The sequence below is a fragment of the Motilimonas pumila genome (assembly GCF_003596335.1).
In the GTDB taxonomy this organism is placed as follows: Bacteria; Pseudomonadota; Gammaproteobacteria; order Enterobacterales; family CBDFNC01; genus Motilimonas; species Motilimonas pumila.
Genome location: NZ_QZCH01000025.1, coordinates 15,590 through 31,046 on the forward strand (window position 1 = coordinate 15,590; position 15,457 = coordinate 31,046).

Below are 15,457 nucleotides of genomic sequence, written 5' to 3' on the forward strand. Positions count from 1 at the left end.
GTGATTAGATATGTTTGAGTTATTGTTGGGGTTGTTGGTTTTGGCAAGCTGTTGAGCAATGGCTGCTCCTACAGTGCGCTGACGAGTAGAGCTCTCGTGTATTAATGTCTCCTCGGTGTTAAAGGTTGTTCATATATCAGGCATTTGAAACCGCTTATGTTGCTGCCGTAACTTGAAGCCCTGCGATGGCTTAACGCATCATCAACATTGCTGATGCAGGGCAAGCTAGCGCTTTATAGTAAGTCTTGTTCAGTGATGGGATGAAAGCTACTAGCCGCATCTATTAATGAGTTAGCGGTCAGGCTAGGGACGCCAAAAACCTCTGTTTCTACCCCGTATTTGCTGTTGATCTTGTTTAGCAACATATCAAAGTCGCCATCACCTGACAGTAATATCACTTTATCCACGTTTGGCGCTGCTTCTAACACATCGATGGTAATGCCCACGTCCCAGTCGCCCTTAGCTGAGCCATCACTGCGCTGAATGTAAGGTTTCAATTTTACATCAAAGCCAATATGGCGCAGCGCGCTTTGAAACTTATGTTGTCCGTCATCTGCTCGAGCAATGGCGTATGCGTTAGCGCCAACAATGTCTCCTTGCTGCGATAAAGCTTGCCAAAAACCTCGGTAGTTAAATGAACGTCCGTAGGCGTCACGGGTGGTGTAATAGATATTTTGTACATCAACAAATACGGCGATCTTGGGCACGCCAGCGAGTTCGGACACAGTCATTTCCTTTTGGTTTAAGTAGTCAGCCTACCTGAGGCTAACATGAAAGTTAATCACAGTAAGGAGAAAATTAGCGGGTAACGCAACTTCGAAAAGGGTATCAATAAAATTGAATCTAAAGATAAAAACATTCAAATATTATTACCGGTCAAAATCCCCTAATTTAAATGCACAAGTTAACCGCAATCTTGCAATCAATTAGGAGACATTATGTTAACAACCCTTTCCTTTAACCCGCCAATTGGCTCTTTTGCGCAAGCCGTGGTAATGCGGCTACAGGAGGCGTTATGAAAGCGCATCCTCGTTCAGTGAGCGAGCCCATTCGCAGCCTTCACCAAAGCGCGACTAAGCCTCCGTCTTTGGTTAGCCAAGCGGCTGAATATGGCGCGGCTAAAATCGTCAAAGCGCCGCGGCACTCATTTGCACTGGCGGTGTTTGCTGGGGCGTTTATTGCTTTAGCGTTTGTATTTTACATTACCGTAACGACCGGTGCAGGCAGCCTTTCTTGGGGAGTGACGCGTTTAATCGGCGGCATTGCTTTTAGTTTAGGTTTGATATTAGTGGTTATTGCCGGTGGTGAGCTTTTTACCAGTACCGTGCTTAGCGCCATTGCCTGGGCGAATGGCAAAGTATCCGGTAAGGCATTATTACGCTGCTGGCTAAGGGTCTATAGCGGCAACTTTCTTGGCGCCAGCATCATCTTGTTATTGGTCTATGGCGCAGGCATGGCCAATTTGGCCCACGGCGATTGGGGGTTAAACGCTTTAGCGATTGCCCAGCATAAGCTAGAGCACACTTGGATGCAGGCATTTACCTTAGGTGTACTTTGTAACTTGCTGGTATGTCTCGGTATTTGGATGACTCTCAGTTGTAAAGATAGCCTCAGTAAAGCGCTTATGTTGATTTTACCTGTAGCCATGTTTGTCAGTAGTGGCTTTGAACACAGCATCGCTAACTTATTCATGGTGCCCCTTGGCATCACGATTCAGACGTTTGCCCCAGATGCTTGGTGGCAATCGGTAGGGGTTGATCCTGCATTATTTGCCGAGTTAACAGTTAGCAACTTTATTTTTCACAATTTAATACCTGTCACTTTAGGCAACATTGTTGGCGGGGCATGTTTAGTGGGGCTAGGTTACCGTTTAACCGAATCGGATCAGACCCACTCACATGGCAACAATGGCCAGCTTTACCCGGCAGCCAATAGCTTTAATGCATTATCTGAAGAAGGCAGTGAGTCAGTCGCTACCTTCCACGCAGCACCAGTTTTAAACAATGAAAATCAATACTTAACTACGTCAACAGCATTGACACAAGGAACCGATACCATGATGAAATCAACGATTGCTACTCTTACTGTAGAAAATGTAATGAACACTCAACTGATGACATTAGCGCCAGCAATGAATGTTTATCAAGCATTAGAGTTACTGAGCGACAACCAGATGCGTTCGGCTGCCGTAGTTGATGACGCTGACCGTTTACTTGGCTTTATTTCTGAGCAAGACTGTTTACGTGGTTTATGGTCAGAAGAGTACAGCGCGAACCTTACTTTGACCGTGGCCGATTTAATGCAAAGTGACATGCTAACTCTGGCACCTGAAGATGATTTAGGCCAAGTGATAGAGCTAATGTCGGTCGATAAAGACACTTTATTCCCAGTGAACAGCTCTGGCATGTACATGGGGCAGGGTTATCAAAGCTATGAGCAAAGATTACGCGTAGCAAAAGCCGTGAAACCTAGCGTTTACCCTGTCATCAAGCAAGGTCGTTTGTGTGGCTTGTTGCGCCGCGAAGATGTGACGCGTCACTTAGTGCAAATGTTTAGACCTGAGCCAATTACGGAAGTGATTGATAACCCAGTAATGGATAAGTCACAGGCGACACCTAGCGCAGCGTAACACTGTTAAAACGTTGTAGACACAACCCGCTCATGAGCGGGTTGTGTTTTGTTATCGCCACAATATTGCTGCTTTTTTGATACCTTTTTCACTTACTTAAACTGCCTCAGCTATACTCGTTTTGCACATGACTTTGGTTTTCAGCTTAACTTTTTAAAGTGCAATTACATGGTGGCAAACGCTTGCTGAATTTCACGCTCACGACGTCGCACTAGGCGTTTAGCCGCAGAGAGCACGCAGCTTCGCAGCGGGTTTTCACCCGAGTCATAACGCCAGATAAATGCAAGAGTGCGGCGTAAGTCCAGTTGCGGCGTATGCAAGGCAACAATATCGCCGTCCTTAATGGCTTGCTCGGCATCAAGATAAGGAATACAGCTTAGGTAGTGGCTGTTTTTTACCAAAGTTTTGAGTACTTTAACTTGTTCGTATTCTTTCCACACATTGAGGTTGTCGATTAAGCCATGTACCGCGCCATCAAAAATTTGGCGAATACCCGAGCCTTGTTCCCGTAGCACCCATTTGGCTTGTTCTAGCTGAGCGAGATGCACGGTTTCATGGCGAGCGAAAGGATGGTGCGCGGCGGCAATCACCACCAAGTGGTCGTCAAGCCAAGTCTCTTGATGAATTCGACTGTCGTCGTTACGGCTTTCTATAATGCCCAAATCAAAGTCATAATTTAGCAAGCCATCGATCACGTGTTCAGTATTGTCCACCATGAGTTCAATGCGAAGCTCTGGAAAATCAGTATCAACTCTACTGATAAGGTCTGGGATTAAATGTTCGGCCGCGGTTTGGCTTGCGCCGACACGTAAACTTCCGCTGATAAGTTGTTGATCATGAAGACCTAATTCAATTTGCTTGGCGTCTTGTAAGAGTTGCTTTGCTTTAGGTCTGAGCCATGCTCCCCAATGACTTAAAACCAATCTATTACCCTGGCGAATAAACAAAGGGCGGTCTAATAGTGACTCCAATTGTGACAGCGACATGCTCACAGCAGATTGCGTTAAAGCTAGCTTCTTAGCGGCTGCGCTCACGCTTTCCAAATCTGCAACGGCGTCAAAAACAGCCATTTGTTTAAGGGAATATCTCATCATTTTTGACTTTCCTTGTAAAAGCTTACGCTTCTATCAATATAAGGCTTTATAGAAATTTAGTATCAATTTTGTTGATGCAAGGTCTGAGGCAATTTTATTCTTAGTTTCTCCACAGCTCAATCAGACTTGAATCCCCAGGCTTGATTAAAATCAAGGTTAGGTAAAAAAAGGCTGATTAAGGCTTTAGCGAGCAGCTAGGCCAAGATAACTGCAAAGCTGGGTCTAGTGTGGGTCTTTTGGGGACGTATCAGTTACAATGGCGCTTTCATTCTTTTTAAATAGGTTTTTCTGTGGCAACAAAGGCACAACTTCATCCTCGCAACCGCCATCAAGGCTTTTATGACTTCACAGCCTTGTGTCAAGCCAGTTCTGACTTAATTCCGTTTGTACAGAAAAACCCCAAAGGTCAAGACACTATCAACTTTAGTGATAGTCACGCTGTGATTGCCTTAAACCAGGCGTTGCTGGCTCATTACTATCAACTTCAGCATTGGCTTATTCCTCCGGGGTACTTGTGCCCGCCGATCCCTGGGCGAGCAGATTACATTCACCATGGGGCAGATTTATTGGCTGCCAGTTTTCAAGGTAAGGTGCCACAAGGTAAAAATGTGCAGGCGATGGATATCGGTACAGGAGCCAGCTGTATTTATCCGATTTTGGGTCACTGTGAATACGGTTGGAAGTTTATCGCCAGCGATATTGATCCACAGTCCATCAAAACAGCCAAATTTATTGTTGCAGCCAATACGCAGCTAAAATCCAACGTAAAATTACAACTGCAAGGTACGCCTGAAAATACCTTTCAAGGCGTTATTAAAAAGCAGCACCGGTTTGATATCACCTTTTGTAACCCGCCATTTCACGCCTCACTTGAAGAGGCGCTGGCGGGCAATGCCAGGAAGCGGAAAAATTTGGCAAATCATCGCAACGCTAAAGGAAAGCAAGTGCAGCCTAAAACAAAGGAAGCGCCGCAGCAGGCGTTAAACTTTGGTGGCCAAAAGGCTGAGTTGTGGTGTAAAGGTGGCGAGCTTGCCTTTGTGAATAAGATGGCCGAGCAAAGTGCGCAGTTCGCGCAGCAGGTACTTTGGTTTACCAGTTTGATTTCAAAATCGGAGAATGTGAAACCGCTTCAACACACTTTGCAAAAGTTGGGAGCAAAAGACATTAAAGTCGTTGCAATGGGCCAGGGCCAAAAAATCAGTCGCATGTTGGCTTGGAGCTTTCACAGCGTTCAGCAACAACAAGACTGGGCAAGATCACGTTGGTAATAAAAAAACTAGATTAACCCTCTGTAAGTGCTGCATTGTGCAGTAGATCGCTTTCCTGCGCTTTATTTTACCGCGCCCTGCAGTATAGTTTTCCATTCACGCTATTAATCGCTTGTGGCGCCTGCGTCACAAGCCAGTTTTTCTTCGCACGATGAGGTAAGAATGGAAGCTTTGACTAATTTTGTCAGCATGATAAATGGATTTGTCTGGGGGCCCCCCATGTTGATATTGATTTTAGGCGTCGGGATCTTTTTATCCTTAGGCTTAAAATTGATGCCGATATTAAAGTTGAATACCGGCTTTAAGTTGCTGTTTGCTGGCCGCTATTCCAATAAAGCAGATAGATCTAATGGCGAAATAACTCCTTACAATGCCTTGATGACATCGCTTTCTGCCACCATAGGCACGGGCAATATTGCAGGTGTCGCCACCGCCATATTTTTAGGTGGTCCTGGCGCGTTATTTTGGATGTGGTGTACCGCTTTAGTCGGCATGGCAACCAAGTTCTCGGAGGCCGTGCTGGCGGTGAATTACCGCGAGGTTGACGAGCGAGGGAACCACGTTGGCGGCCCAATGTACTACATCAAAAATGGCTTAGGTAAAAAGTGGACTTGGCTGGGCACTGCCTTTGCTATTTTTGGCGCATTTGCCGGATTTGGTATTGGTAATACGGTGCAAGCTAACTCTATTGCCGACGCTCTGCACACGAACTTTGGTTTACCGAGTTGGATCACCGCATTAGTTTTGATGGCGTTAGTCGGCTTGGTGCTGATGGGCGGCATAAAACGGATTTCTGAAGTGGCGGGTGGCTTGGTGCCTTTTATGACCATTTCTTACTTTGTGGCGGGTATCGCGGTGTTAGCGGTAAATATTGCCGAAATCCCAGCTGCATTTGCCTTGATTATTGAAAGTGCATTTACGCCTGTGGCTGCCCAAGGCGGCTTTGCCGGTGCAGCAGTGTGGGCGGCGATTCGTTTTGGCGTGGCGCGCGGCGTATTCTCAAATGAAGCAGGCTTGGGCAGTGCCCCAATAGCCCATGCATCTGCGCAAACCAACAGCCCAGTGAAGCAAGGCTTAGTGGCCATGTTGGGGACGTTTATCGACACCATTATTGTGTGTTCAATCACGGGGTTGGCAATCATAGTGACTGGTGCCTGGACCTCTGGCGAGAACGGCGCTTCATTGACCTCATTAGCCTTTGGTGAGACGATTCTATTTGGTAATTATATTGTCGCCATTGCGCTTGCTGTATTTGCTTTTACCACCATTTTGGGCTGGAGCGTCTACAGTGAAAAATGCGTGCAGTACTTATTTGGCGTCAAAGCAGTAAAACCGTTTCGTATCTTTTGGACCATAGTGGTGCCTATTGGCGCAATCAGTTCCCTTGACTTTGTTTGGCTGTTAGCCGATACCTTGAATGCATTAATGGCAATCCCTAACCTCATTGCTTTGATATTACTGAGCCCAGTAGTATTCAGGCTGACCAAGCAATATTTCGAAGGTAAAAGTCAAGACGGTTAACTGACATACCCCCGCAAAGTGAAAGCCCTTTACTTGTTCAAGTAAGGGGCTTTTTTGATTCATCTTTTCTTACGTCTATAGCATCAATGATTTACTTTTTGGCGGGTAAACACCGTTTAGGAAATAGCCTCCCCCCGTTTTCAATCACTAAAAGCTATCAATAATATAGAATCAATTGCCTTTATCTAAGTTGTCTCGTGGTCGATAATCTTTCCTATCAATGGCTCCCTTAACTTAATAGGCATGCTCATGACTAAGACTCTGACATTTGCGGTTATCCACTTTACTATTGCAACCTCCGTCGCGTTTGCGTTAACGGGAGATATCTTATTGGGCAGCTTGATTGCGATGATCGAGCCATCGGTGAATACGGTGGTGTTCTATTTTCATGAAAAAATATGGCAATTATTGCCTTCATTACAGCAAAGGCGACAGGCGATAGGGATCAAAACGGTGAGCTTTGCGCTGATTCACTTCACGGTTGCATTCAGTGTCACTTACCTGTTAACCGGAGATGTGCTTATTGGCGGCTTAATGGCTGCAATTGAGCCTGCTATGAACTCAATCGCATATTTTTTCCATGAAAAACTATGGTTAAATAAAAGCCAATGTCACTGGAACGAATGTATAATATGAGGCTGATTAACTCTAAGCTTCGTGGTGCATTTAGCTTTTTAAACGGTTTGGCATACAAGGTTATGTATTTGATTATGCTTATTAAGAATAGCTAGCTTACATTTGCCTCAGGCAAACCTCATCACTCATGGTAGCTGTAAATTCTTCCATAAACTTAAGCGTTAAGTGGTCCATTTCTTCAAATTCTGTTTCACCATATATGCTTGCTAGCGCTTTTTCTGCCGCGGAATCTCTTATTGGTTTAAAGCTCGCTACCGAATTTGGGTTGACGCGAGATAAACAAACTTCCATTTGAGCGTGAAATTTCGCTAATTCGACTTGCTGCGGAGTGAGAATTTCACTTGAGTTAGCAAAACCAGATGCTAGCGATATGAGAGTGCTGATCCAAATTTTATTCATAATTAGTCCAAGCTTATAGGTTTGAGAAAATGCCTTTTTAAGGCCGCCTATTTAAGCATGGTGAAGTTGAATAAAATCTGAACAGAAGTGCTAAATAACGTTTTTAGTATCGCATGGAGCGTCTCAGTCGGTACTAAAATGAAAGGCTTGTCAGCGATCAGAGAGTAGGTCAAAGATGCGTGATAAAAAATTTGAATCGCATCTAAAATACTTCTTTATAGGTAGAAACTTATATATCACCATACTCGCAAGGCGTTTAGAGTGATTCTCAATCCAGTGATTTTCTCACCCAGCTAGAGGTACGATATGAGTGCCTGCAGTAAACTTAATGGGCAGCGACTGCCTAACGCAAGCAATGGACGCAATTAAAAGCCATGGATTTAAAAAAGGCCTTATCGTTACAGACAACGTGCTCGTGCAAATGGGCATGGTTAAGCAAGTGACCGACCTATTATCGCAGCGAGATATTGCCACTTTTGTGTTCTATGGCACCCAGCCCAACCCTACGATTGGCAATGTCAACGCGGGTTTAGCCATGTTGCAGCAAAACCAATGTGATTTCGTTATTTCTTTAGGCGGCGGCTCGCCTCATGATTGCGCCAAAGGTATTGCGTTAGTAGCGACAAATGGCGGTGAAATCGCCGATTATGAAGGGGTTGATGTATCGGCGAAGCCGCAGCTTCCATTGGTTGCCATTAATACAACGGCTGGTACCGCTTCTGAAATGACCCGGTTCTGTATTATTACGGATGAAGCGCGTCACATTAAAATGGCCATTGTCGACAAAAATACCACGCCTATTATGTCAGTCAATGATCCTAAATTAATGTTGGCCAAACCGGCTTCATTGACTGCTGCCACTGGGATGGATGCACTTACTCATGCCATAGAGGCTTATGTATCAACTGCCGCAACCCCAGTGACAGACGCTGTGGCGATTAAAGCCATTGAGTTAGTTCAAAGCAACCTTCGCGCAGCCGTAAGCAATGGTGAAGATTTGCATGCTAGAGAGCAAATGGCGTATGCCCAATTTATGGCAGGCATGGCTTTTAACAACGCTTCTTTGGGCTATGTGCACGCGATGGCGCACCAATTAGGCGGCTTTTACGACCTGCCTCATGGCGTATGTAACGCCATTTTATTGCCTCATGTTCAAGCTTTTAATGCCAAAGTATGCCCAGAGCGTTTAACTGATGTGGCAAAAGCAATGGGAGTCGAGGTGTCAGGTTTAACCCCTGAGCAAGGCGCCCAAGCCGCATTGACTGCCATCAAGCAACTTTCTGCAGATGTTCACATTCCTGCGGGGCTGAGTGAACTTGGCGCAAGTTCGCAAGATTTTGACACCCTTGCGGAAAACGCGCTTAAAGATGCATGTGGCTTTACCAACCCAGTACAAGCTAGCCACGATGAAATTAAAACCATCTTTGCAGCGGCCATGTAGGGTTGCACGAAACTGCCGGTAAACGCTAAATATATCGCTAACACGGCAAAGGCCACGGACTGTGAGTTGGTGGCCTTTTTTTATGCTTTTCAGCCGAGGTTAAAGCCGCTTACCGTTTCTCTCAAGTTAGCTGAGTTTACGCTATTTGATGTAACTCAATGCCTGTTGAAGTTGTTCTCAGCCCCTAAGCGATTTGATTTGACTGGCGCAAGCCCGAGGTACAATATCGTCATCGACGGGCAGAGAGTATAGGTAGCTACTGCAAAGTGCAGTTCGCCTCGCTATATTTAAGTGAACATTGGTTTACCTGGTTTAAGGAAATTACATCATGAGGTCACACCCTAAAGCATTACAGGGCACGGCTTGTTCTTGGCCCTTTAATGCACTTAAAAGAGAGATCCCAGCGACCATGGCTGGGGTTCTCTTAATGGGTCATGGCGGGCCAGAAATGTTGCAATATCAAACCGACATTAAGGTACCACAGCCAAGAGAACATGAAGTCTTGGTTCGCGTTTTTGCCGCAGGCGTCAACAACACAGATATTAATACCCGTATTGGTTGGTATTCCAAAAATGACAGCAGCGATGACGCCAGTTGGGGTGGAACAAGCCTGCCGTTCCCTTTGGTGCAAGGCGCTGATGTATGCGGTGAAGTTGTGGCAGTGGGCTGCAAGGTTGACGTTAACCGGTTAGGGCAGCGGGTTTTGATTGAGCCTTGTATCACCGAAGTTAATGGTGAAACCATGCAACCACCTTGGTACTTTGGTTCAGAGTGTAATGGTGGTTTTGCTGAATATACCGTGGTAGCGGCTAAACACGCTCACCGGGTTGAGTCGTCGTTCAGCGATGCAGAGTTAGCAACTTTTCCTTGCTCGTATTCAACGGCCGAAAACATGCTGACTCGGGCCAATGTGCGCCATGGTGAAAAGGTGTTAATCACCGGGGCTTCCGGTGGCGTTGGCTCCGGCGCTATCCAATTAGCCAAAGCTCGAGGGGCGCAAGTTATCGCCGTAACAAGCCCGGCCAAACAAGCGCAGTTACTACAACTTGGCGCAGACCAAGTGCTAAATCGTCACTCAGATTTAGTCGCAGCGCTAGGTGAAAACAGCGTTGATGTGGTCATTGATCTGGTTGCTGGCAAGGGTTGGCCTCAGCTATTACAGGTGTTGCGCCCTCACGGTCGCTATGCCGTTTCGGGGGCTATTGGTGGCCCAATGGTGAGCCTTGATGTGCGCACGCTGTATTTAAAAGACCTCAGTTTTTTTGGATGTACTGTGCTTGCGCCAGGAGTGTTTGCAAACCTTATTACTTTGATTGAACAGGGCAAAGTGAAACCTTTGCTGGCGAGTACTTTTACCCTTAAAGATATTCATCAGGCGCAGCAAGTTTTTCAGCAAAAAGAATACATAGGTAAAATGGTACTGCAGATTAATTCACCGTCGTAACATACTTGGCTCAGGCAGTCGTCGCTGCCTGAGCTTTGGTCTAGTGTGTGGCTATCTATTAAAAATGGCTGTGCTAGCAGGGGGCGGTTAGTGCAGTAATGACATTACAGATACATCTCTACCAAGGCTTTGGGCTCAAGCTCTTCACCTTCAAGGTCGTTAGTCCAATTAATGCCAATTAATACACCTTCGTTGGCAAGACTCACTAACCAGTCTTCTACAAATTCACTCAAACTGAGTTCGTTAGGCACAAAATCGGCCCACTCGTCCTGACAGACCGCACGGGCGTCATCTTGTTGTGACCAAAATGGCATAACTTCTGCGTTTTCAAACTCTGAAGAGTCGAGTGACAACCAATGGCCTTGGGCATTGCAAAGCCCCCATACGGTTTCACTTTTTTGGCTGTCAGAAATAAATAATTGGCTATTTTTTTTTATATCTGAAGTCAGTTTCGTCATGATGCTTCCTTTGTCTTGTGCCTTGCGTAAATATTATGAGCGCTACCCAAGCATAATGCAGGAATATGACGAAGTAAGGAAATTAAACAAAAAATAGTTTGCTAAATGATGTTTTTATCACTTTAAGAGGAAGTTATCGGTTTTCTTGCAGCGAAAGACAATGGAATAGGCGCGCTTGATTAATTTTTGTTTAAAAAGTGATGCCGAGATTGCTTTTGTGCTGTGTGTCGACGCCATCAGATTGTGGTTTTGTTATATTAAGGTCAATAAGTTGTTAATGCTTTTGGCTTAATCCGCCAGTGCGATGCAAGGATGCGACGCAGCAGTATTAGCACATTACATTCAAGGACGATATGAACAGTTTTACTTTTTTGAAACTGTGTGTAGGGTGTTTTTTTCTGGCGTTGAATTGCCAGGCGAGCCAGCTGCATTTTTCACACGTTTCATTACCTCAAGGTTTGTCTCAGGTCTCGGTGAATGACATCTCCCAAGACGCGCAAGGCTTTATGTGGTTTGCCACTCAAGAAGGGTTAAACCGTTTTGATGGTCAGCAGTTTCGCTATTTTAAACCCAATACTGAGCAATCACTGTCATTATCCAGCCCCTTTATTTGGCGAATAGGCCATCAGCGGGAAACGTTTTCGTTGGTGACGGCGAATGGTATAGACCACTTCTCTCTGCCACAAATGAAAGTGATTCAATCGCAAAAAGAAAATGTGATTGATAACGCAAGTCATTACGTCATGTATAAAGACTTGTTGGTTGCCGACGGTACTGATTGGCTAGCTGGTCAGGCCGGTGTCGTGAAACTCGACAGCGCCGGCAAGGTCACCGTATTCCCTTTGTCTCATTCTGCCCAAGGCGCTCAGTTAACTGGTTTGGCATTGGCCCGAGATGCTCAGCAAGGGCTCTGGGTGAGCACCCAGCAAGGGGTGTTCTATAAAGCCAAAGCCAGTCGACATTTTCATCCAATTTTAGCTGAACCGGTGGGCCGTCAACATGTTACCGCACTTGCTCAACAAGGCGGACACATTTGGTTGGCTACCGCGCAGTCTTTATACGTTTTCGGCAGCAACCAGTCTTTGAAACAACATTTTTTGTTGGCCGATTTAGGCGTTCAAGCGCCCATACAGACGGTGTTGCAAGATAGCTTTGGTGATGTCTGGTTGGGTACCAGTAAGGGGTTATATCGTTTAGATACGACCACCGCTAAAGCGCAACGCATTTACCTGGATGAACGCCAACGACCGGTGATCGTGTCGGCACTGTTTGAGGATAAGCAAGCCAATTTATGGATAGGTACACAAACTCAAGGCGCATATAAACTGGCTGCTTCTGCTCGCTATTTGCGTTTAGTCAGTGATCAACAAGGCTTAACCGACAACATTGTCATGGCAGTAGTGCCCCAGCAAGGCAGCCAAGCTTTGCTTTTTACTGGCAGCGGCGGCATGAATCGTCTCTCGAGCGATGGTCGAGTCACCCTAGCGATGCCTTTGCAAAATAGCGTCGGCAATAATCTTGGTATCATCATAGATGCCATAGAGTACCAGCAGCATATTTGGCTGGCGGGCGACTTTGGGATTGCGCGAGTTAAACTCGATGGCACTGACTTAACAGCCTTTCCCGTGTCCCTTAGAAATGGCGAGCAGGAAAAGTTTGTCAGTCAAATATTTAATAATGACCAAGGTTTATGGGCTTTTGGTCTCAGCGCAGGCTTGCTCAAGTTTGATGAAGGTAGCCAGAGTTTTAAGCCCCATAGAGTGAATAAAAGCCGCCAAGATAAGGTTTTTTTAGGGCACGTTATTCGCGCCATCGTGCATCAAGATGACATCTACTTAGCCACTCGCGACCATCAATTATTGCAATTAAATACCTTATCATGGCAGGTGAATACGTTACCTTTGCAAGATAGCCAAGGTCAGGCGTTGCCGTTGGAAGGTGTGTATGACTTATTGTTAGACCGCGAAGTTGCGCAGCTCTGGATTGCGGCACGCTCAGGTTTGTACCGATACGACTTAGTCGCGCATCAAATACAAAAAATTGAGCAACAAAAGGGGGCGCCTGAGCATATCTTTTATCAAGTAAAACAAGATAATGCCGGCTTTATTTGGACGGCTTCTGGGCCACATCTTTTGCGGATTGATCCACGCGATCTCAGTATCAGCCGATTTGACGCCGCGCAAGGCATGGCGATGCAAGAATTTAATGCTCAAGCGTCGGCATTATTGGCCAATGGCCAGCTTGTTATGGGCGGCATAGATGGCGCGTTGGTTTTCCACCCTGAGCAGCTGGCTTCGACCCAGCTGCAAGGGCAAGCGAGCATTACAGAAATAGAGGTGAAGCAAGCTTCCAGTGCCCACCAAGGCGAATACGAATGGCAACGTCGCTCCGTGGCGCTGACTGATAACCGCAGCGCTGAGGACTTACGTTTGGCGAGTGACGCCGGTATTCGGCTGCACTTCTCAGATTTTAGTTTTGCAGGCAACAGCGCTTATCGATATCAGCTTTTACCTCAAGACAATAACTGGAACTACCTCAAGTTGGGCCAGCAAGAAGTAACCTTTCAACGCTTAGCGCCGGGGCGACACGAGTTTATCTTGCAAAGTCAACGAGTGGGTAGCAGCTGGCAACATGCTGCTGGTTTTCAATTTTATATCACGCCGAAGTTTTATCAAACCTGGTGGTTTAAGTTAACTGGCGTCATGGCTTTGGTATTGCTACTGCTGTTGGCAGTGATGTATCGCACCGCAAGATTAAGTCAGCGTAACCGTATGTTGGCGGCGATGGTCGAACAACGAACCGAAGAGGTTCAAGGCATGTTAGCGCAGCGGACGCGACTTTTTAGCAATGTTTCTCATGAGTTTAGAACACCGTTAAGTTTGATTTTGGCGCCGCTGACAGACGCGCTCAACGAGCAAAGCAATCATTTGCCCAGCGAGCAAATTATGATGATGAAGCGCAATGCTACCCGGTTACTGGCCATGACGGATAAATTACTGCGGTTAACCCAGTTAAAACCCGTCAGTGAACGTCATTCATGCAGCGTGGATGAAGTCATTAAATTGGCGCAGTTACAATACCAAGATTTGGCCGAGCACAATGATTGCGGGCTTGTGCTCTCGGGACCGAAAGGTTTGTGGGTAGCGTGTGGCAGCGAAGACTTACAATTGATTTTGTTTAATTTATTAAGCAACGCCATTAAGTACAGTTCAGGTGGCGGGGCCGTTAAGGTGACTTGGCTTTCTCAGGCCGGTACTTTTCGTTGTAAAGTTGAAGACCAAGGCGACGGTTTAACTGATGAGCAAATGCGTCTTATTTTTGAGCCTTTCTTTCGAGCCGCAGGCAGCCATAGCGCAACAGGCAGCGGCCTGGGTTTAACCTTGGTTAAAGAAACCTTGCAAGTGCTCAGCGGCGAGATCACGGTGACTTCTGCGTTAGGTGAGGGCACTTGTTTTGCAATAAGCTTGCCACTGACGCAAGCTTGCGAAGAGCAAGCCGGTCGCCCACTATGCCAAGCCTTGAGCCAAGAAAGTGAGCCATTACCTGAGACCAATAAGCAAGCGCCCACTTGCGACATAGATACGGCGCCAATTCTGCTGGTTGTTGAAGATAACCCTGAGCTGGCGCAATACTTGGCTCAAAGTTTAAGTGACAGTTTTAAGTGTATTTTGGCTTATGACGGCTTGACTGCGTTGCAATTGGCCAATGAACAAGTGCCAGATGTGATCCTATCAGATTGGTACGTGCCTGAACTCAATGGCTTACAATTGTGTCAACAGCTCAAAGAGAGCCCGCAAACGTGTCACATTCCTGTCGTATTACTAACGGCGAATGCTTGCGAAAAGGCCCGTAATCAAGCGCTGCAACACCAAGTTACAGATGTCATCTTCAAACCTTTTGATCTCCCTGTTTTAAAGCTCAAACTGCAAAACTTGGCAGAGTTAATGCGCTCTTATGCCAGTCTTCAAGGACAGCAACACACTGGCCGAGCGGCACATTTAGCCGGCTCTGGCACTCCGCTATTGGACAAAGACATACAGCTACTGGATAAACTCGCCAATTTGCTTGAGGCTCGCAGTGCCGACAGTGAGTTTAACGTCGGCGACTTAGCTGATGCTTTGTATATGAGTAACAAGCAGCTACAGCGAAAGGTGAAAGCGCTGACCGGGTTAACTCCCAATGAGATGCTGCGTGAGCAACGTTTAACCTTGGCTCAACAGCATTTAATGGACGGTGCAAGCATGGCCCAAGTTGCGCAATTATCCGGTTTTAATTCACAAAGCTATTTCACTACCTTATACAAAAACCGCTATGGTGTGACACCTAAAAAAGCGCAAAGTCAGTTACTTAAAACGCAAGCTTCACAGCAAAATTCGGCGTGAATGGTAACTTATTCATTCTTAAGTAATTGAAATCATTTGCTTTGATTGTTTTTTTAGCAAGGGCGAAAAATTACCTCACTCGCTAAAATGTCGTGAAATCAATAAGGATTGTCGGTCAGTTGAAAGCATAAATATGTCGCATTTTATATGCTGAGACGGCAATCAAGGAAGGTGTTTGATTGACT

11 protein-coding genes and 1 pseudogene are annotated in these 15,457 nt (G+C 46.1%); 8 read left to right on the forward strand and 4 right to left on the reverse strand.

The features are described 5' to 3' along the window. Positions 1-233: 233 nt before the first annotated feature. Positions 234-707, reverse strand: a complete 474-nt coding sequence (locus D1Z90_RS16175) for a LabA-like NYN domain-containing protein (RefSeq protein WP_119911878.1) — start codon at positions 705-707, stop codon at positions 234-236. A gap of 308 nt (positions 708-1,015) precedes the next feature. Between D1Z90_RS16175 and focA the strand changes: the two genes are divergently transcribed. Further along, positions 1,016-2,629 carry a formate transporter FocA gene (gene focA / locus D1Z90_RS16180; RefSeq protein ID WP_119911842.1) on the forward strand — a complete coding sequence of 538 codons (1,614 nt, stop codon included), beginning with the start codon at positions 1,016-1,018 and terminating at the stop codon, positions 2,627-2,629. Between the two features lie 164 nt (positions 2,630-2,793). Here focA and D1Z90_RS16185 read toward each other — a convergent pair whose 3' ends face one another. Next, positions 2,794-3,720 carry a LysR substrate-binding domain-containing protein gene (locus D1Z90_RS16185; RefSeq protein WP_119911879.1) on the reverse strand — a complete coding sequence of 309 codons (927 nt, stop codon included), beginning with the start codon at positions 3,718-3,720 and terminating at the stop codon, positions 2,794-2,796. Positions 3,721-4,013: 293 nt separating this feature from the next. On the opposite strand from D1Z90_RS16185, the gene rlmF reads away from it, so the two are divergent. The 4 genes and pseudogenes from rlmF to D1Z90_RS16200 all read left to right on the forward strand — a co-directional run bounded on the left by rlmF (position 4,014) and on the right by D1Z90_RS16200 (position 7,148). Further along, on the forward strand, positions 4,014-4,991 hold the full coding sequence (rlmF, locus tag D1Z90_RS16190) for a 23S rRNA (adenine(1618)-N(6))-methyltransferase RlmF (protein ID WP_158587169.1): 978 nt from the start codon (positions 4,014-4,016) through the stop codon (positions 4,989-4,991). Between the two features lie 162 nt (positions 4,992-5,153). Next, a complete protein-coding gene (locus D1Z90_RS16195) occupies positions 5,154-6,512 on the forward strand; it encodes an alanine/glycine:cation symporter family protein (protein WP_119911844.1) in 1,359 nt (452 codons plus the stop codon). Positions 6,513-6,761: 249 nt separating this feature from the next. After that, positions 6,762-6,938 (forward strand): annotated as a pseudogene (locus D1Z90_RS21750) (DUF2061 domain-containing protein); the annotation flags it as partial. An 18-nt stretch (positions 6,939-6,956) separates the two neighbouring features. Beyond that, on the forward strand, positions 6,957-7,148 hold the full coding sequence (locus tag D1Z90_RS16200; RefSeq protein WP_232525277.1) for a DUF2061 domain-containing protein: 192 nt from the start codon (positions 6,957-6,959) through the stop codon (positions 7,146-7,148). 96 nt (positions 7,149-7,244) lie between these two features. Here D1Z90_RS16200 and D1Z90_RS16205 read toward each other — a convergent pair whose 3' ends face one another. After that, a complete protein-coding gene (locus D1Z90_RS16205; RefSeq protein WP_119911846.1) occupies positions 7,245-7,547 on the reverse strand; it encodes a hypothetical protein in 303 nt (100 codons plus the stop codon). A 310-nt stretch (positions 7,548-7,857) separates the two neighbouring features. Between D1Z90_RS16205 and yiaY the strand changes: the two genes are divergently transcribed. Both yiaY and D1Z90_RS16215 read left to right on the forward strand, forming a co-directional pair. Continuing rightward, on the forward strand, positions 7,858-8,988 hold the full coding sequence (gene yiaY, locus D1Z90_RS16210) for an L-threonine dehydrogenase (protein ID WP_269777046.1): 1,131 nt from the start codon (positions 7,858-7,860) through the stop codon (positions 8,986-8,988). 409 nt (positions 8,989-9,397) lie between these two features. Continuing rightward, the gene (locus D1Z90_RS16215; RefSeq protein ID WP_232525278.1) at positions 9,398-10,432 is read left to right on the forward strand and encodes an alcohol dehydrogenase family protein; all 1,035 of its coding nucleotides are present in this window, start codon (positions 9,398-9,400) and stop codon (positions 10,430-10,432) included. Between the two features lie 104 nt (positions 10,433-10,536). Here D1Z90_RS16215 and D1Z90_RS16220 read toward each other — a convergent pair whose 3' ends face one another. Continuing rightward, positions 10,537-10,890: a DUF2750 domain-containing protein gene (locus D1Z90_RS16220; protein WP_119911848.1), complete on the reverse strand. Its 354-nt coding sequence runs from the start codon at positions 10,888-10,890 to the stop codon at positions 10,537-10,539. Between the two features lie 353 nt (positions 10,891-11,243). Between D1Z90_RS16220 and D1Z90_RS16225 the strand changes: the two genes are divergently transcribed. Beyond that, positions 11,244-15,272 (forward strand): hybrid sensor histidine kinase/response regulator transcription factor, encoded by a 4,029-nt coding sequence (locus D1Z90_RS16225; RefSeq protein ID WP_119911849.1) that lies wholly within the window; start codon positions 11,244-11,246, stop codon positions 15,270-15,272. Positions 15,273-15,457: the final 185 nt, after the last annotated feature.